The 18,238-nt window shown below is 71.5% G+C and carries 14 protein-coding genes and 3 pseudogenes; 7 read left to right on the top strand and 10 right to left on the bottom strand.

Annotated features, from left to right (window positions below; genetic code table 11):
- Positions 1–120: 120 nt before the first annotated feature.
- The 3 genes from QMK30_RS15345 to QMK30_RS15335 all read right to left on the bottom strand — a co-directional run bounded on the left by QMK30_RS15345 (position 121) and on the right by QMK30_RS15335 (position 3,776).
- Entirely contained in the window at positions 121–1,692 is a 1,572-nt protein-coding gene (locus QMK30_RS15345; protein WP_283518454.1) for a sensor histidine kinase, read from the bottom strand.
- Between the two features lie 38 nt (positions 1,693–1,730).
- Positions 1,731–2,768: a rod shape-determining protein gene (locus tag QMK30_RS15340; protein ID WP_283518453.1), complete on the bottom strand. Its 1,038-nt coding sequence runs from the start codon at positions 2,766–2,768 to the stop codon at positions 1,731–1,733.
- A gap of 411 nt (positions 2,769–3,179) precedes the next feature.
- A complete protein-coding gene (locus QMK30_RS15335) occupies positions 3,180–3,776 on the bottom strand; it encodes a hypothetical protein (RefSeq protein ID WP_283518451.1) in 597 nt (198 codons plus the stop codon).
- 112 nt (positions 3,777–3,888) lie between these two features.
- On the opposite strand from QMK30_RS15335, the gene QMK30_RS15330 reads away from it, so the two are divergent.
- The gene (locus QMK30_RS15330; RefSeq protein ID WP_283518449.1) at positions 3,889–4,665 is read left to right on the top strand and encodes an SCO2400 family protein; all 777 of its coding nucleotides are present in this window, start codon (positions 3,889–3,891) and stop codon (positions 4,663–4,665) included.
- Between the two features lie 83 nt (positions 4,666–4,748).
- Here the strand turns inward: QMK30_RS15330 and QMK30_RS15325 are convergent, their stop codons facing one another.
- Positions 4,749–5,174, bottom strand: coding sequence for a MarR family winged helix-turn-helix transcriptional regulator (locus QMK30_RS15325; RefSeq protein ID WP_283518448.1), 426 nt, complete (start codon positions 5,172–5,174; stop codon positions 4,749–4,751).
- A gap of 92 nt (positions 5,175–5,266) precedes the next feature.
- Here QMK30_RS15325 and QMK30_RS15320 point away from each other — a divergent pair, with 92 nt between their 5' ends.
- The 3 genes and pseudogenes from QMK30_RS15320 to QMK30_RS15310 form a co-directional block, all read left to right on the top strand.
- Positions 5,267–6,286 carry an NADP-dependent oxidoreductase gene (locus QMK30_RS15320; protein ID WP_283518447.1) on the top strand — a complete coding sequence of 340 codons (1,020 nt, stop codon included), beginning with the start codon at positions 5,267–5,269 and terminating at the stop codon, positions 6,284–6,286.
- A gap of 67 nt (positions 6,287–6,353) precedes the next feature.
- Entirely contained in the window at positions 6,354–6,782 is a 429-nt protein-coding gene (locus tag QMK30_RS15315; protein ID WP_283518446.1) for an organic hydroperoxide resistance protein, read from the top strand.
- Positions 6,783–6,921: 139 nt separating this feature from the next.
- Positions 6,922–7,107 (top strand): annotated as a pseudogene (locus QMK30_RS15310) (SMP-30/gluconolactonase/LRE family protein); the annotation flags it as partial.
- A gap of 259 nt (positions 7,108–7,366) precedes the next feature.
- Here the strand turns inward: QMK30_RS15310 and QMK30_RS15305 are convergent.
- The 3 genes and pseudogenes from QMK30_RS15305 to QMK30_RS15295 all read right to left on the bottom strand — a co-directional run.
- Positions 7,367–9,958, bottom strand: coding sequence for a M14 family zinc carboxypeptidase (locus QMK30_RS15305; protein WP_283518444.1), 2,592 nt, complete (start codon positions 9,956–9,958; stop codon positions 7,367–7,369).
- A gap of 119 nt (positions 9,959–10,077) precedes the next feature.
- A pseudogene (locus tag QMK30_RS15300) lies at positions 10,078–10,612 on the bottom strand (ATP-binding cassette domain-containing protein); the annotation flags it as partial.
- 247 nt (positions 10,613–10,859) lie between these two features.
- A pseudogene (locus QMK30_RS15295) lies at positions 10,860–11,153 on the bottom strand (mandelate racemase/muconate lactonizing enzyme family protein); the annotation flags it as partial.
- Positions 11,154–11,211: 58 nt separating this feature from the next.
- Between QMK30_RS15295 and QMK30_RS15290 the strand changes: the two are divergent.
- Positions 11,212–12,003: an EI24 domain-containing protein gene (locus QMK30_RS15290; protein WP_283518442.1), complete on the top strand. Its 792-nt coding sequence runs from the start codon at positions 11,212–11,214 to the stop codon at positions 12,001–12,003.
- On the opposite strand, the gene QMK30_RS15285 is transcribed toward QMK30_RS15290, so the two are convergent.
- Entirely contained in the window at positions 11,993–12,715 is a 723-nt protein-coding gene (locus QMK30_RS15285; RefSeq protein WP_283518441.1) for a carbon-nitrogen hydrolase family protein, read from the bottom strand. The two genes, QMK30_RS15290 and QMK30_RS15285, sit on opposite strands and share 11 nt — an antisense overlap.
- A gap of 83 nt (positions 12,716–12,798) precedes the next feature.
- Between QMK30_RS15285 and QMK30_RS15280 the strand changes: the two genes are divergently transcribed.
- Positions 12,799–13,407: a LysE family translocator gene (locus QMK30_RS15280; RefSeq protein ID WP_283518440.1), complete on the top strand. Its 609-nt coding sequence runs from the start codon at positions 12,799–12,801 to the stop codon at positions 13,405–13,407.
- A gap of 117 nt (positions 13,408–13,524) precedes the next feature.
- Here the strand turns inward: QMK30_RS15280 and QMK30_RS15275 are convergent, their stop codons facing one another.
- Positions 13,525–14,802, bottom strand: coding sequence for a pyroglutamyl-peptidase I (locus QMK30_RS15275; protein WP_283518438.1), 1,278 nt, complete (start codon positions 14,800–14,802; stop codon positions 13,525–13,527).
- Positions 14,803–14,894: 92 nt separating this feature from the next.
- A complete protein-coding gene (locus QMK30_RS15270) occupies positions 14,895–15,503 on the bottom strand; it encodes a TetR/AcrR family transcriptional regulator (protein ID WP_283518437.1) in 609 nt (202 codons plus the stop codon).
- Positions 15,504–15,621: 118 nt separating this feature from the next.
- Between QMK30_RS15270 and QMK30_RS15265 the strand changes: the two genes are divergently transcribed.
- Positions 15,622–18,189, top strand: coding sequence for a beta-glucosidase family protein (locus QMK30_RS15265; RefSeq protein WP_502963146.1), 2,568 nt, complete (start codon positions 15,622–15,624; stop codon positions 18,187–18,189).
- The last annotated feature ends 49 nt before the right edge of the window (positions 18,190–18,238 follow it).

Genomic DNA, 18,238 nt, shown 5'->3' with positions numbered 1-18,238 from the left:
CCCCCGGGCCCCGCCGCAGCCCCTGCGGCTACCACCGGCCTTCGCCCGCACGCCGCATCAGCCCGCGGGTCACCACCGGCCCGCGCCCGCGGCTCCCACCCCCCGGGGCCGCGGCCCGCGTCAGAGTGCCGACTGCCAGCTGACCGTCGTCCCGCGCACTCCGTCGTCCCCGGTCCCGTCGTCGTGGACCGTCAGCCGCACCCCGCCCTGCCCCTCCGGCAGCCGCACCTTCGCGTTGATCTCCACCCGCACCGATGTCACCCCCGCCCGCCGGTGCGCCGTGGCCAGCGCGCCGCGCAGCGCCGTCAGCAGCTGCTTGTCCACCGGCTCCGACACCAGCGTGTCCACCGCGCCGGTGAAGTGCACCGACGGCGGGAAGCCCAGGAGGGCTGCGGCGCCGGCCGTCTCGCGCAGCACCTGGCCCCGAAAGGTGGCGGGCGCGTCCGCCGGGGGCTGCTGGAGGGCGAAGATCGTGGTCCGTACCTCCTGGATGGTGGAGTCGAGCTCGTCCACGGCCCTGCCGAGCAGCTCGTCCAGGTCCGCAGCCGAGGCCCGTCGCCGTGTGGACTCCAGCATCATCTCGGTGGCGAACAGCCGCTGTACGACCAGGTCGTGCAGGTCCCGCGCGATCCGGTCGCGGTCCTCGAAGACCGCGAGCCGCTCCCGGTCGTGCCGGCTGTCGGCCAGGACGAGCGCCAGCGCCGCCTGCGAGGCGAACTGCGAGGCGAGCAGCCGGTCGACCGCCGTGTACGGGGTACCGCCGCGCCGCCGGGGGAGCGCGAGCGTACCGATCAGCTTCCCGCCGCTCTGCAGTGGCAGCATCATGCTCGGGCCGAAGTACGCGCGTACGGTCGTGGTCATCCGGACGTCGGTCGCCGAGTCTTCGATGAACACCGGCTCCCCGCCGAGCAGTTGCACCAGTACGGGGCTGCCGGGTTCGATGACGGTGCCGAGCAGGGCGTCCGGGTCGTCGAGGGTGGAGGCGGCGACGATCTCCATGCCGCCCTCGGGGGTGGGCTGCAGGATCACGCCCGCCGACGCGCCGGCGAGGATACGGGCCCGCTCGGCCACCGTCATCAGCGCGTCGGCGGCGCTCTCCCCGGTGAGCAGCGCCGTGGTCACCGCCCCGGCGCCCTCGATCCAGCGCTCCCGGCAGCGGGCCGTCTCGTACAGCCGGGCGTTGCCGATCGCGATGCCCGCCTGCGAGGCGAGCACCCGCAGCAGCGCCAGGTCGTCGGCGGAGAACACAGCGCCCTCCGGGCCGCGCTTCTCGGTCAGATAGAGGTTGCCGAAGACCTCCGTGTGCACCCGGATCGGCACGCCGACGAAGGACCGCATCGGGGGATGGCCTGGCGGCAGGCCCGCCGAGCGGACGTCGTCCGCGATGTCCGGGACGAGCAGCGGCCTGGGCTCGCGCACGAGGTGGCCGATGAGGCCGGTGTGCCCGTCCGGCAGCCGCCCGATGCGCTCCCGGGTCTCCTCGTCGACGCCCGTCGTGAACAGCTCGGTGAGGACACCGCGCTCGGGGTCGACGACCCCGAGCGCGCCGTACCGCGCCTCGGCCAGCTCGGTGGCGGTGTCCACGATGCGCTGGAGGGTGCTGCGCAGCTCAAGCTCCGTGCCCACGTTCAGCACGGCGTCCAGCAGTACCGGCAGCCGGGGCGTGACGCTTCCCGCACCGTCCTGGTTCATGCCCGGTCCACCGCCCACGCACCCTCCAACAGCGCCGCTCAGTCGTTGAGCGGGTCGAGAACCATCGGCTGGATCTTGCCTTCCAGCATCGCTCCGAGCCCCAGTACGGCGCAGGTGTCGGGGCGCTCCGCGATGCGCACCGGCATGCCGGTCGCGTCGCGCAGCCGCTGGTCCAGGCCGGGCAGCAGCGCACTGCCGCCGACCATCATGATCCCGCACTCCGCGAGGTCGGCGACCAGGTCGGGCGGGCAGCCGCGGAGCACCCGCCCGATGCCGTCGAGCACGGCCGTGAGCGGGGTGTGGATGGCCTCGCGCACGGCGGCGGTGTCGACCTGCACGGAGCGGGCCAGGCCGGTGGCCACGTCCCGGCCGTGGATCTCGGTGGACGTCGGGCCCTGCACGGTGAGCCCATTGCCGCTCAGCGCCAGCTGGAGCGGGCGCACCGACTGGCTCGGCAGCATCAACTCGTGCTGGTGGCGCAGGTGCTGGATCACCGCGTGGTCGATGGCGTCGCCGCCGACCGGGATGCGCTGTGCGGTGACGATGGAGCCGAGCGAGAGGACCGCGACCTGGGTGGTCGCTGCCCCGCACACCATGATCATGGAGGCCGACGGCTGCTCCACGGGCAGCCCGCAGCCGACGGCGGCGGCGATGAGGGTGTCGACGAGCTCGACCCGGCGTGCGCCGAGCCCGACCAGGGTCTCGACAGTGGCGCGCTGCGCGAGCGGGTCGGCGTCGTGCGGCGTGGAGGCGGCGGCCCGCAGTCTGGGCTTGCGGCGCAGCTGGCGGCGGAGCTTCTCGCCGAGCAGGTGGCGCAGCATGCGCTGGGCCATCTCGATGTCGACGACGGTGCCGCCGGAGACGGGGCGTACCACGCGGATGTAGTCGGGCGTGCGGCCCGTCATCTGTTCGGCGAAGGCACCGACGGCGATGAGCGCCCCGGTGCGGGTGTTCACGGCGGCCACACTCGGCTCGTCGACGACCAGCCCGACCCCCTTCACATACACGCGGGTCCTCGCGGCCCCGAGGTCGACGGCGATATGGCAACGGCGCAACTGCTCAAGACTGACGGTCACGGCGAGTTCTCCCGAGAGCGCTGGCGCGGAGGGTCCGGCGGCTGCCGGGTCCGAGGGGGGCTGCCCCTGTTCGCATCGTGCGGGGGGCGCGCGGCGTGCGCGCGCTGGGATGAGCCGGTCGGGGGTACGGGTTGACGCCGCGCCAGAAGACAACCTTCGCGGCATCACGTCACGGGCCATCAGAGTCACGGCCTGTCAACGTTACGAGGTGTGAGGAAAACGGGGGTCCGCCACGTCACGGCGCATCAGGAATCCGCACCTCCTGCAACGTCACGTGGCGTCTGGAAACTGCGTCCCCCGCTACGTCACCAGGCAGCAGGAAGACCGGACCTCCCGCAACGTCATGAGGCGTCGGGAGTCCGCACCTCCTGCAACGTCATGAGGCGTCGGGAGTCCGCACCTCCTGCAACGTCACGAGGGTCGGGAATCCGGGCCTCCTGCAACGTCACGAGGGTCAGAGGGCCGCACCTCCTGCAACAGCCCCCAGGTGAACTCCGCGACGCACTGCCCCCCGTCGGGCAGCGTGAACCCGAGCCGCCACCGGGTGGGCGCCGTGCCCTCCATCGGGCGGGCCGGCGGGAAGGCGCGGGCCACCTCGTCCACCGTGCACGACCAGGGGCGCAGATCCCCGGCGGCCCGCAGATCGGGGGCGGCGGCGCCAGGGGCGCGGACCAGCCATTCGTTCCAGACGGCGCCGCCGGGCGCGGTCAGCACCTCGAAGCGCAGGTCGGGCCAGAGCGGCACCGGCCAGGCGAGCGCGTCGCACTCCAGGTCGCCTATCCTGCGCCGCACGGACGTCTCGGGCGGCCCGAGCGCCGACCGGTAGCGGGCCACGCTGCCCCGCCCCCGCGGCGAGCGCACCATGGCCTGCCAGCGCCGATTCGCCTCGCGCAGCTCCGCGAGCGAGACGCCGAGCTCACGGCGGGCGTCCTCGACGAGGTCAGGCTGATGGTCGGCCATCCGGCGCAGCAGCACCAATTGGAAGTCGAGCGGCCCGAAAATCTCCATGCCCCCATCCTGCCCGGGCCCACTGACACTCTGCGGAAGGACCGCTTCCACACAAGATCCTCACGGCCGGGCCTCCCTGTGACGCACCGCCGCCGCATAATCTGCGGGCGCCATGGATTACTGCCACGCCTGCCGCAGGCACCTCAACGGCGCCCTGGCCTGTGCCGGGTGCGGAGCTCCTGCCGAGGCGCTCGGCCCCATCGACCCCGCACGGGCCCCGGCCCCCGCGCCCGCCGGCCCCATCGACCCCGCACGGGCCCCGGCCCCCGACGCCCCCGCGCCGCCGGGTGCGCCCGAGCCCTCGGGTCACCGTCGCCGTGCCCGCGAGGGCGCGGGTGGCCGGGGTGGCGGAGGCAGGGGACGCGCCAGGGACCGGACCAGGGCGCACCGGCGCAGGGGTCGCAAGGTGCTGCTCGTCTGCCTGGGCCTGGGCCTGGGTCTGGCCGGGGGCGCGCTGAGCCTGGCCGAGCTGGCCATGGAGTCCGTGGGCGAGGACCGGACGTCGGCGCCCACGGCGGACGAGAAGGGTGTGCTGCCCAGCCGTTCGGGCAGCGCGGAACCCTTGGAGGACGGCAGTGCGCCGGCTCCGGGGCGGACCGCGGATCCGGACGAGTCGGCACGTACCGCATCGGCGTCCGCGAGCGAGTTGCCGTCCCCCGGAGCGTCGGACGCCACGTCCACGCCCGAATCCGCGTCGGCGACGGTCCCCGCCGCGACGTCCCCCACCGCGCCACAGGCGCCCACGAGCGGTACGAGCCAGGCCCCGTCGAATCCCGACCCGCCCTCGTCGACGGACCCGGATCCGGACCCGGACGACCCCGAGCCCACGCGACTCCCGGAGCCCACTCCCTCCGAGAGCTGCACACGCTTTCTGTGGTGGTGCGACTGACCCGGCCGCAGGGCTGCTCAGTCGCCGCTCGGTCACCGCTGAGTCATCCCCCAGCCATCACTCAGCCATCACGCGGTCACCGCTCAGCCGGCGCCCAGCATCCGCTTGAGCAGATCGCGCAGCACCGTCCGCTCCTCCGCCGACAGCTCACCGAGCGGCTCGCGCGCGAATTCCAGCGAGTCGCGGAGCCCGGCCGCGGTGCTGCCGCCCTCCTCCGTGACGGCGGCGAGCTTGACGCGCCGGTCGGCGGGGTCGGGCCTGCGCTCCACCAGGCCGCGCGACTCAAGACGGTCGACTATCCCGGTGACGTTCGACGGCTCGCACTTGAGTTTCTGAGCTAGGCGACGCATGGGTATCGGATCGACGGAGAGCAGACCCAGTACGCGCGCCTGGGCGCCGGTGAGCCCGTGCTTGCCCGCGGCCTCGTCGTACTCCTCGTAATAGCGGGCGACGACGGAGCCGATGAGCTCGACCACTTCGACGGTGAGCGGGTCAGTGCGAGGCGTCATGCCTTCCATCGTACCCACTTACTTGACAACATGAAATATCCAGGAGCATGGTTAGTTCAGAACATGAAGCTTTTTCGAGGAGGCCGTACCCCATGACCGCTCTGCCCACGACCGGCCGTTCCTGGCACCTTGTCGCCCGCCCGCACGGCTGGCCCAAGGCCGAGGACTTCGCTCTGCGCGAGGTCCCCGTGACCGAGCCGGCAGAGGGCCGGATCCTCGTCCGTAATCTGCACTTCTCGGTCGACCCGTACATGCGCGGCCGGATGAACGACGTGAAGTCGTACACCCCGCCCTACAAGCTCGACCAGCCGATGGACGGTGGCGCGGTCGGCGAGGTCATCGCCTCCCACGACGAGCGCTTCGCCGTCGGCGACCATGTCCTGCACGGCCTGGGCTGGCGCGAGTACGCCGACGTGCCCGCCCAGTACGCCACGAAGGTCGACGCCTCGCTGGCCCCGCTCTCCGCCTACCTCGGCGTCTTGGGCATGCCCGGCCTCACCGCCTACGCGGGTCTCTTCGAGGTCGCCTCCTTCAAGGAGGGCGACGCCGTCTTCGTCTCCGGCGCGGCCGGTGCGGTCGGCAGCCTGGTCGGCCAGATGGCCAAGCTCAAGGGCGCCTCGCGCGTCATCGGCTCGGCCGGCTCCGCCGAGAAGGTCAAGCACCTCACCGAGAAGTACGGCTTCGACGCGGCCTTCAACTACAAGGACGGCCCGGTCGCCCCGCAGTTGCGCGAGGCCGCCCCCGACGGCATCGATGTCTACTTCGACAACGTCGGCGGCGAGCATCTCGAAGCGGCCATGAGCTCGTTCAACGTGCACGGCCGCGCCACCATCTGCGGCATGATCGCGCAGTACAACAACACCGAGGCCACGCCGGGCCCGAGCAACATGGCGCTGATCATCGGCAAGCGGCTGCGACTCCAGGGTGTGCTGGTCGGAGACCATGTCGCGCTCCAGCCGCAGTTCGTCGAAGAGGTCTCCGGCTGGATCCGTTCCGGCGAGCTGAAGTACGACGAGACCGTCGTCGAGGGCATCGAGAACGGCTACGACGCGTTCGTCGGCCTGCTCCGCGGCGAGAACACCGGCAAGATGATCGTTTCCCTCAACCGGTAGGGTCACCCCCAGGCCGCCGCGGTCCGTGGGCGCGAGTCGCGGCGTACAAGCAGGAGGTTTCCTCAGCATGACCATCCAGAAGATAGACGTGAAGTACACCGCTGTCGCCACCGCGGAGAACGGCCGTGACGGCCGGGTCGCGTCGGACGACGGCAAGCTCGACGTAGTGGTGAACCCGCCGAAGGAGATGGGCGGCAGCGGCGCCGGTACCAACCCGGAGCAGCTCTTCGCGGCCGGTTACAGCGCCTGCTTCCAGGGTGCTCTCGGCGTCGTCGCCCGCAAGGAGAAGGCCGACATCTCCGGCTCGACCGTGACCGCGGAGGCCGGCATCGGCTCGACCGAGACCGGCGGCTTCGGCCTTGAGGTCAAGCTTTCCGCGCACATACCCAACGTGGACGCGGCCACCGCGAAGGACCTGCTCGAGAAGGCGCACCAGGTGTGCCCGTACTCGAACGCCACGCGCGGCAACATCAAGGTCGAGCTGTCCGTCGTCTGACGCACCGCGTCGTCCGATGTGACATGACCGGCTGATGTGACATGAAGGGCCGCATCCCCCTCGGGCCGAGGGGGATGCGGCCCTTTGTCGCCCCCGGGGGCGCTTTGGGCACCGTTCGGAGCCGCCCGGCCATTGTCCGCCGAACTGGGACGCGGCTGCGGGCCGGCTGATCTGGGTCGACATTCTGTCCGCGCGCATCCACACCTACGACCCGGTGAGCGGCAGCCGTACGGTCATGGCCACCGAGCAGCACGTGGGCGCGGCCAAGCCGCGCGCGGGCGGCGGCCTGGTCGTCAACCTCCAAGGCGGCATCGGCATGCCCGGGCCGCTCCTCGGCGAGTACGGCGGCGAACTCTTCCCGTACCTCATCGAACCCCTCGGCGACCGTGCCCTGCACAATGATGGTTTTCGACATCGTGTGCTCCCCCGTAACTCTGTCTGTGTGTTTAACGACCTCGACGACAACGCCGGAGGCGGAGTCGCATGACGCCGGGAGCCCGCGCCCTATTGCCCCCGAGGTCGTAAGTGACAGGGGGATCAAGCACCAGCCGCCGAGAGGCTATTCCGAGGTCAGCGCGCCGAGTTCAATGCGCCAAGGTCAGCGCCGAGTTCAGCAACGCCCGGCCCACCTGCGCGTACGCGCCCTTGGGGTGCGCGCGGAACAGCGGCTCGGTGCCGAAGAGCACCACACCCGCGCCGCCCGCCGTCGTACCGCTGACGACCGCCGCCCGTCCGGCCGCGTCCGCCGGACCGCCGCTGCTGTCGGCCGCCGCCCGCCAGTGTCCGGAGACCAGGGCGCCGCGCGCGCCGTAGGACTGCTCGACGCGGACGCCGGGCCCGAGGTCGGTGAACCACATGGGGGAGTAGACGAAGGTGTGGCCGGGTGCGCCTCCGGTGACCGGGCCACCGGCGTTGACGACCTTCACCACACCGTTCGCGTCGCCGTTGCCCTGCACGGCCTTCGCGATCAGCAGCTTGGCTTCGGCGTTGAGCGCCGCGCCCGTCGCACCGCGGCCGACCACGCCACCGCCACCGGCCAGGAACGCGTCGAGCGCGCCCCGGGCGGCCGGCTTCAGCTTCCCGTACTCCAGCCCGGCGGAGGCGAAGAGCACATCGGCCTTCGCCCAGTCGAAGCCCGCGTTGAGCACGGCCGTCGACACCGGCAGCACCTCGAAGCCCATCTCGCGCAACGCGAACAGCTCACCCGGGCTCACCGAGGCCGCGACCCGCGTGCGGGGCAGCGGCGCCACACCCTTGGCCTTCGTCGCGTGGAAGGCCACGCCGAGACGGTCCGCGAGAGCAGTGGCCCGCTTGCGTGCTGAAGAGGGCACGAGCGCACTGCCGTCGGCCGCCCGCCGGACCTTGACGCCGTCCCCGAGAAGGGAGTTGAGCGCCTCCATCTCCTTGGGGTCGTCGAGCCGCAACTGGAGGGCGCCACGCGGTGCGACGTAACCGGTCGGGGACGCGGCATCGACCGTGCGCCCCGAGAAGCGCAGCCCGCCCGGGGCCTTCCGCACCTTCTCCACGCTCGCGCCCCACAGCAGCCCGAGGCTCCAGCCCGAGATGTCGTACATCGTGGAGACGTCCGCGCTGATGTCCCGGCCATCGGCGAGGATCACGTTGGCCAGCCCGCGCTTGGGCTGACGCATGTCGACGACGTACGACCCGGCCGGGTAACTCCGCCCCGCGAGGCGGAATGTGGCGCGCGCACGCTCGACACGCACATCGTTGGCCACCAGATGGTCGACGAGACGGGCCGCGGCGGTCGCGGAACGCTGTCCGCGCCCGGCCGCCGGAATGACGTACGCCCGCGGGAAGGCGGCCGTGTACACGTCCTCGGGACCGATGCCCGGGACACCGGGCACGGTCTCCTGCGACACCTCCACCTGCGTCGCGCCCACCGCGCCGCGCCGGAAGGTCTCGATCTGGTCGGCGAGCACCGGGGCGCGGTGGTCCGCCGTGTAGGCGAGCGTCGCGCGCATCGCCGCGCCCGCGATGTCCGTGTTGATGGCGGACCTGCGGCGCAGCTCGGTGACCGGAAGAGTCTCGTACGCCTGGTTGTTGACCTGCATCGGGAACTCGATGGTGTGGGCCGCGACCGCGCCCTGGAACGGCATGTACTGCGGGGTGAAGATCGGCGGCCAGTCGTCCCAGCCCTCCTCCTGGTCGCGGAAGGGGATGACGGCCGGGTCGACCCCGTCCTTGGCGGGCGTGTAGCCGAGCCCGTTGACGGCCTTCTCCATGCCCAGCGCGTTCGCGTAGGAATTCTTGAGGAACAGGTCGTACTCGTAGTTCTCCCCGTGCGGCGGGGTCGTCGGCTCGATGAGCGTGCCGTTGACGTACCCGTGCAGGTCGATCATCACGGCGGGCTGCTTGGCGATGGCGATCTGCCGGATCGCCCGCACCTCCGGCTGGGTCGCGGTGATGAAGTCCCGGTTGAGATCGAAGCCGTTGGCGTTGGCGCGAGTGCCTGCGATCCGGCCGTCGGGGTTGGCGGTCACATTCAGATAGATACGGGTCTTCGCCAGCAGCTCGGCGGTCTTGCGGTCCTTCGCCTTCGCCAATTCCTCGATGAGCCCGAGGGCAGCGTCCGTGCCCTCCCACTCATTGCCGTGAATATTGTTGTTGATCAGCACCGGCGCCTTGTAGGCGGCCTTGACGCGCGGGTCCTTCGCGGCGCGGGCCGGTGCGTTCTCGATCAGCTCCCGCATCCGCTCCTGCTCGCGCGTCTCGCGGGAGCTCTCCGGCGCGGTGACGGTCACCAGATACAGCTGATGCCCACCGGCCGACTTGCCCGCGACCTCGACACTTACCCGATTGCCCAATGTCTGGAGGGAGTTGAGCTTCGGCGCGATGGAGTGGTACGGCGTGAGGCCGAGCTTGATGGACTTGTCGGCCGGGTTCGGCGCGGGCGCGGTCAGCTCGGTGTGCCGGGGATACCCGCCGTCGCGGTCGAGGCCCGGGGTTCGGGCGTCGAGCGCGTTCGCGGCGGCGCCCGCCGGGGTGCGGGCGGCCTGTCCCTGAGCGGCTCGCTCGCGATGTGCGCCGTCCCCGTCACCGTCACCGGCGCCGGGCGGAGGGCCGGGCTGTGCGGTGGCGGGGACGTGGGCGAGCAGAAGGGCGCTCGCCAGGACGGCGGTCGTGATCAGAAGGGGTCTCGGGATGCCTGGGCCCATGCGCGTGTACCTCCGGGGACGTGCGTCGTCGAAATCAGTACGGCGATCCGTTACGCGATCAGTACGGTGATCCGTACGCGATCTGCGCGACGATCAATACGTCGATCGGTACGCAGGGTCTACCGGTTCGATCCGGTCACGGCAAGGGGGGCTGTGACGCATGGGGCATATGGGGGGCGGAGGGAGCGCGCGAGCCGTGTCAGGAACCGACCTTCCGCTTGTTGTGGACGTCGAAGTCGACCGCCGCCAGCAGCACGAGCCGATCTCGCCGGTGAGCCGCCGGCGGACATCGTGTAGATGCGGTCGCACATGCCGAGCAGCTCGGGCAGCTCGGAGGAGATGAAGACGACCGCCTTGCCCTCGGCGGCGAGCTTGTCGATGACGGTGGGGATCTCGTACTTCGCGCCGACATCGATCCCGCGCGTCGGCTCGTCGAGGATCAGCACATCGGGACCCGCGAAGATCCACTTGCTCAGGACGACCTTCTGCTGGTTGCCGCCGGAGAGCCGGCCGACCTGCTCGAAGACGGTCGGCGCCTTGATGTTCATGCTCCGGCGGAACGACTCGGCGACCCGGGCCTCCTCGTGCTCGTCGACGACCCCCGCGCCGCGCCGCCTTCGGCAGGGCGCTCAGCGACGTATCCCGGGTCGCGGTGGCCGTCGTACACCTCGCGGTCACTCCTGCAGATCCCGGCGGCGGCGACCCGCACCCGCACCTCGCCGGGTGCGGGCACCCGAAGCTCAGCGGCGACCAGGCGGTGCGCGTCGGGCCGGTCGACGACGATCGCCCCGCTCACCGGGGCCTGGGCGGCGTTCACTTGGGCTTCCTCTGCTCCCAGCCGTCGGCCCACAGATCGAACCTGGCCTGCTGCTGAGGGAATTCGGCCGCCGCGTCCACATCCAGCTCGACGCCAAGACGCCTCCGGGGTCCGCTCGGTGCTGTACCAGCCGTTCGCGTACGCCTTGACCCGGTCGGTGACCTTCCCGCCGAGCAGCTGCCAGACCGGCACCCCCAGCGCCTTGCCCTTGATGTCCCAGCAGGCCATCTCGACCACCGCGATGCCGGACATGACGATCTCGCCCGCACGGCCGAAGTCGCCGTACTTCATGCGGCGTACGAGATCCTCGACGGCGAACGGGTTCGACCCCGCGATGTGGTTGCCCTCCGCCTCACGGAGATACCCGAGCAGCGCGTCGCGGCGGGGCGGCCGGGCCGGGGAGTGTGCCCGCGCGCCGCCCGGCTAGGCTGCCCCCATGCGTGATCTAGGGGTGGGCTTCGGCTACTTGATGAAGGGCCAGCGGTGGGTCGGCCGGCACGGCAGGGCGTACGGCTTCGGGCTGCTGCCCGGTCTCGTCACCTTCGTGCTGTACGCCGGCGCGCTGATCGGCCTCGTCTACGGCGCCGACAACCTCACGGCCTGGGCGACGCCCTTCGCCGACGACTGGGACGCACCCTGGCTCGGTCTCTTCCGCGGTGCGCTCACCGCGCTGGTCTTCGCCCTCGCGCTCTTCCTCGCGGTGATCACCTTCACCGCCGTGACCCTGCTGGTGGGCCAGCCCTTCTACGAGAACCTGTCCGAGCGCGTCGACCGCTCCGTGTCCCCGGACGGCACCGCGCCGGAGTCCGGACTGTCACTGATCCGGGAGCTGTGGATCTCCGCGCGTGACAGCCTGCGTGTGCTGGCGCGTGTCCTCCTGTACGCCGTCCTGCTCTTCGCCTGCGGTTTCATCCCCGTCATCGGCCAGACCGCCGTCCCGGCGATCGGCTTCTGCGTCTCCGGCTTCTTCCTTGCCCAGGAGCTGGCGGCGGTGGCGCTCCAGCGTCGCGGCATCGAGCTGAAGCAGCGCCTCTCCCTGTTGCGCGGCCGCCGCCTGATGACCCTCGGCTTCGGTGTCCCGCTGACGCTCGCCTTCCTGGTCCCGCTGGTCGCGGTCTTCCTGATGCCGGGCGCGGTGGCGGGCGCGACGCTGATGGCCCGGGACCTCCTGGACGAGCCGTCGGCCGACGCCACCGACGGCGACGCGACGTCGCTGTCTACCGCGTAACCGCGGTCGCCACTTCGCCGAGCACAAGGCAGGCGGTGTCGGGCGTCGCGCTCGCGAGCGCCGTACCGTCCGGGCCCCACAGCCCGCTCAGCCCGCAGGCGGCGTAAGGGCCGGACTGGCCCACATGGTTGGCGAACACGACATACAGCCCGTGGTCCCTCGCCCGTGCCGGGTAGACCTCAAGGCGGTCGAGCTCGTCGTGCAGCGAACTGGCCAGGTACACGCGGCAGTCGGCGGCTGCGGCCCGCTCCGCCAGCTCCGGGAAACTGTTGTCGAAGCACGTCGCGAGCGCGAACCGCACCCCGTCGAGCTCGAACCGGCCGTCGACCGCACCTGCCGCGAAGACCTCGTTCTCAACCCCGTGCAGATGCTGCTTGTCGTAGCGTGTCAGCAGTTCACCGCCGGGCCCGAAGACGAAGGTCGTGATGGCGGGGAGCTCGCCCTCGGTGTGCGCGGCGCAGTTGAGCACCGCCGCGGTGGCCGTCTCGCGGCAGGCCGCGACCACCGGTTCCAGGCGGGGATCGTCCGGTGTCACCAGCAGGGTGGGATCCTCGGCGAGCAGCCCCAACTCGTAGCCACTCAGCGTCAGTTCACCAAAAACCGTCACCCGTGCTCCGCGTCCGGCGGCCTCCCGGACGAAGTCCGCCATCTGGTGTGCGTTGGCCTCGACGGCACCGGGCTCGGGTCTGAACTGTGCCGCTGCGATGATCATGTGGTCCATCATCCCCGTCTCGGTATGCGGAAGAAAGATCGGAACCCGTTGATCTTCCGGACCGGTGCGGTCAGCATGTGAGCATGACCGAAGTCGTCGCCGTAGCCCTCATTACCCTCCTCGCTGTCATCAGTCCGGGAGCTGACTTCGCGATGGTGGTCCGCAACAGCTGTCTCTACGGCCGTACGACGGGCCTGTTCGCCGCGGCGGGCGTCTCGGCGGGCGTCCTGGTCCACGTCACGTACACGATGCTCGGTGTCGGGCTGCTGATCGCGTCGTCGACCGCGCTCTTCACCGCGATCAAACTGGCCGGTGCGGCGTACCTCGTCTACATCGGAGTACGGACCTTCCTGGCCCGCTCCGAACTCACTGTCGACCTGGACGCGAAGCCGGAGTTCGGCCCGCTCGGGGCGCTGCGTTCCGGCTTCCTCACCAATGTGCTGAATCCGAAGACGACGCTCTTCGTGGTCTCGGCGTTCACCCAGGTGGTCGGCCCGGACACGGCGAGGTGGCAGCAGGCGGGCTACGGCTTTTTCATGTCGGCGGCGCACCTGGGCTGGTTCACTCTGGTGGCGCTGTTCTTCTCCGACGCGAGGTTGCGGACGGCGATGCTGCGACGCCAGAAGGCGCTCAACCGGGGGATCGGCACGGTCCTGGTGGGCCTGGGCGCCACATTGGGCTTCGCCCGCTAGGTTGCCGGACGGGCTGAAGTAGTCCAGCCCGTCCGGCGATTGAGGATTGGGGGCCGGGGCGGAGCCCCGGTTCGGGGAGGGGCGGGGTGGGGAACAAGCCCCGCGCAGCGGCCCGCCCTACCGCACCGCCACCCGCACGATCGCCCGCATCTGCGCCACAATGTCCAACCGGTTCCGCACAAAGGCGGGGTCGGTGATCTCGGTCGTGTTCCCCGACCCGAACTCCAGCACCGGCGTATGCACATGCCCGCCGGGCAGCTGGTCGAGCCCCAGCCGGTCCCGCAGCAACGTGGCCCGGTACGCGATCTCGTTGGACAGGTAGTCCCCGCCGCCGCCGGCCCGCGCGGCGGACCCCGCCGTCGGCCCGTCGGGCCGCACCACGGGCGAAGTGCCGCCCGCCGGAATCTCGGTGACCGAGGTGTTGTCGTACACCGGGAAGCGGCCGGTGTCGGCGGCCACGATCTCCCGGTAGGGAAGTGTCGTTGTCGTCCACTGAGGCTGTGACGCGAGGTCCTCCACCGGCGCGAGCCCGGTGCGCGAGATGTTCTCGTTGTCCCCGAAGCCCCCGCGCCACGCCCCGTTGTGGCGCTCCACGTCGACGCGCCCCACCCGGCCCTGGCTGACGGTCGTGAACAGATCGACCTGCGGCAGATGCGGCCGCAGAGCCCGCTCGACCATGCCGTCGGCGAAGTCGTCCCAGCGGACGGGGAAGACGGCCGTCTCGATCCGGGCGGGGCCCGAAGCCGTACGTACCACCGTGCCGTCCAGGGCGAGCGCGGTCGCCCCCGACGGATTGCTGATCCGGATGTCCCGGTCCAGCGTGAACGGGTCGAAGCCGGTGAGGAGCACCCGCTTCATCCCGCCCTTCGCACCCTTCGTGGGAAAGTGGATCGTGTCCTGCCCCCGAGAGGCACGCTCCAGGCGGCCGAGCAGCCGCCCCCGCGCCTCGTCCGGCAGCCCGAACGGCGCCTGCCACTCCCGCAGTTCGCTCGTCATCCCCAGCCGCGCCCAGTACAGCGGCCGGTCGTCGTCCCTGCTGAGATCCCCGCCCGCAGGGCCCTGCCCCTGGGCCCGGTCCACCGCGCGCTGCCACAGCCGCGACCCGTGGCGTTCGACGGCCCGCTCGGCCGCGCCGTACGACCGTGCCCCGCGCAGCGCCCGCGCGAACTCCGGCGCCACGGAGTCGAATCCGCTGCGACGCAGGATCTCCTGCGGAACGGCCTTCTCCAGCCGCCGTTCCTCGACGGTCGGCGGGGCGGCCGGTGGAGCTGTCACCGGGGCATTCGCCGCAGTCGCCGGCTCACCGGCCGTCGCGGGGGGCGTCCCGAGGCTGAGGGTGGCGGAGGCGAGGAGTGCGACGCCGAGTGCGTCCAGCCGGGCACGAATCCGGGACACGGGAATCCTTCCGTCGGGGTGGCGGAAGTATCTCGTTCCGGCAGGGGCCCGCGCTACAGGGCGGGCCCCTGGGGACCGAGTGACGTGCGGTTTCACAGGTTTTCGGCTGCTTCGGCGGGCGCGGGGCCGGGCATCGGGCCGCGCCGCAGCAGCCCGAGGAAGTCGCGGAAGGCGGCCGGCATGTCCACCGACCGGGGATCGAGCAGCCACTGGTACTGGAGCCCGTCCATCACCGCGACAAGCAGCGGGGCCGCCTGCTCGGGAGTGAGCCCGCCCGGCAGCCGCTCGCCGTACTCGGTGCGCAGCGCGCCCGCCATGCCCGCGCGGACCTGCACATACCGCTGGGTGAAGAAGCCCCGCGCCGGATGCTCATCGGTCACGCTCTCGCCGAGCAGCGCGGAGAAGGTCTGCACGATGCCCGGACGCATCGCGTTGTACTCCACGAGCGAGTCGAGCAGGTCGACCCGCCAGGCCCCGGCGCTCCGTCCGGAGGCTCCGGTGTCCCACTGGTCGCGCTCTTCGAGCACGGCGACGAGCAGTGACTCCTTGGTGGGGAAGTAGTGCAGGAGCCCCTGCTGGGTGAGGCCGACGCGCTCGGCGACCGCGCTGAGCGACGCGCCGCGGTAGCCGCGTTCGGCGATCACTTCGAGTGCCGCACGGAGGATCTCCGCCCGTCGCTCCTCGCTTCTGGCCCTGGCCATCGTGCTGGTCCTTCCCCTGGTGCCTGCTGGCAGGACGGTACGCCATCACTTGAAGCACCACCCCTTGAAGTAACGAATGCATCACGAACCCTACCGTTCTACAGGTGGACGAGTGACGATGGGAAGGCCAGCAGGACTTCAACGAGGAGGTACCGCCGTGGCAGGCGCATCCAGCACCCCCGCAATCCCCCAGGCCCCGGGAACGACGCCCCGGGCGTCGGAAACGCGACAGACCCCGGACGACCGGGCCCGCGACGAGGTGGTCGAAGCCGCACTGGGCAAGCTCGACCTCGACACCAAGGCCCGGCTGCTCGCCGGCCAGGACATGTGGTCCCTGCCCGCGATTCCGGGGATCGGCCTGAAGTCGCTGGTCATGTCCGACGGTCCGATCGGCGTCCGGGGCGTGCGCTGGACCGCCGACGACCCGTCCGTCGCACTGCCCTCACCGACCGCGCTCGCCGCGACCTGGGACCAGGGCCTGGCCCGCCGCGCCGGCCGCCTCCTCGCCCAGGAGGCCCGTCGCAAGAGCGTGCACGTCCTCCTCGCCCCGACCGTGAATCTGCACCGGTCGCCGCTCGGCGGCCGCCACTTCGAGTGCTATTCCGAGGACCCGTACCTCACCGGGGAGATCGGTACCGGATACGTCCAGGGCGTCCAGGACGGCGGGGTGGGCACCACGGTCAAGCACTTCGTCGCCAACGACGCCGAGACCGACCGCTTCACCGTCGACAACATCATCACCTCGCGCCCGCTGCGCGAGCTGTACCTGGCCCCCTTCGAAGCCATCGTCAAAAACGCCCACCCCTGGGGCATCATGGCGGCGTACAACCAGGTCAACGGCGTCTCGATGACCGAGCACAGCCACCTCCAGAACGAGGTCCTGCGCGCCGAGTGGGGCTTCGACGGCTACATCGTCTCGGACTGGATGGCCGCCCGCTCCACCACCGGCGACATCCTCGGCGGTCTCGATGTCGCCATGCCGGGACCGCAGACCGTCTACGGCGACGCCCTCGCCGGAGCCGTCCGCGCGGGCGAGGTCGACGAGTCCGTCGTCGACGAAGCCGTGCGCCGTGTGCTGCGGCTGGCCGCCCGCGTCGGCATCCTCGACGGCGCCCCGCCCGTGGTCGGCGAGCTGCCCGCGGCCGTCGACGGCCAGGCTCTGGCCCGCGAGGTCGCCCACCGCGCCTTCGTCCTCGTACGCAACGAGCCGCGCGACGGCGTCCCCGTCCTGCCGATCGACGCCTCCCGGGTCCGCAAGGTCGCCCTCATTGGCGGCCCGGCCCGCGACGCCCGCGTCCTCGGCGGCGGCTCCGCCACCGTCTTCCCCGAGCGCGTCGTCGCCCCGCTCGACGGTCTCACCGCGGCCCTGCCCGACGGCGTCCTCACGTACACCGTCGGGGCCGACCCGAACGACGAACTGGCCCCCGCCGAAAAGGGCTTCGAGCTGCACGCCGTCTGCCGCGACGCGAGCGGCGCGGTCATCGGCACCCGCAGCCTGCCCAGCGGCCAGGTCCAGTGGATCGGCGACGACCTCCCCGACGGCGTCACCCACTCGACGCTGCACAGCGTCGAGGTCAAGGGCACCTTCACCCCCCGCGACAGCGGCGAGCACTCCTTCGGCACTCGCGGAATCGGCGCCTTCACGCTGACCGTCGGCGACGAGGTCCTCTACGAAGGCGTCCAGGCGATGGGTGACGAGGCCGACCCCTTCGAGGCGTTCTTCGGCTCCCCGGCCGAACGCGGCCGCGTCCGCCTCACCGCGGGCGAGCCGGTCGAGGTCTCCCTCGCGCACACCGTCAACCCGGACGCCGCAGGGCCGCTCTCCGCCATCATGTTCTCCTTCGTCCACAGCACGCCCAGGCGCGACCCCGACGAACTGATCGCCGAGGCCGTCGAAGCCGCCCGCGACGCCGACACCGTCGTCGTCGTGGTCGCCACCACCGAGCGCGTCGAATCCGAGGGCTTCGACCGTACGGACCTGAGCCTCCCGGGCCGCCAGGACGACCTGGTGCGCGCGGTCGCCGCCGTCAACCCCAACACCGTGGTGATCGTCAACTCCGGCTCCCCGGTGGAGATGCCGTGGCGCGAGGACGTCGCCGCGGTACTGCTCAGCTGGTTCCCCGGCCAGGAGGGCGGCGGGGCGCTCGCCGATGTCCTCCTCGGCGCCGAGGAGCCCGGCGGCCGACTGCCCACCACCTGGCCGGCCTCCCTCGCGGACGCACCGGTCACCGATGTCACCCCCACCAACGGCGAACTCCACTACGCCGAAGGCGTGTTCATCGGCTACCGCGCCTGGGACCGGGCGGGCGCCGCCCCGGCATACCCCTTCGGCCACGGCCTGGGCTACACCACCTGGGAGTACGAGTCCCTGGAGGCCACACCCGCCACGGCCAAGGTCCGCGTCCGCAACACCGGTTCGCGCACGGGCCGCGAAGTCGTCCAGATCTACCTGGCCCCCACCGCCGACCCCGTGGAGCGCCCCGCTCGCTGGCTGGCCGGATTCGCGAGCGTCGAGGCCGGACCCGGTGAAGCCGTCGAGGTCGAAGTCCCGCTGGCGGGCCGCGCCTTCGAGATCTGGGACGAGCAGGCGGACGGCTGGTCCCTCGTCCCCGGCACGTACGAGGTCAGGGCCTGCCACTCACTCACCGACCGCCGCCTGACCGCCACGCTCGACATCCAGGCCTGACGGACGGCCCCACCCCGATACCGCGGGCGGCCAGGCGGCGGTCGGTGAG

The organism is Streptomyces sp. H27-C3 (assembly GCF_030063415.1).
In the GTDB taxonomy this organism is placed as follows: domain Bacteria; phylum Actinomycetota; class Actinomycetes; order Streptomycetales; family Streptomycetaceae; genus Streptomyces.
This window is presented reverse-complemented; position numbering and strand designations above follow the sequence as displayed.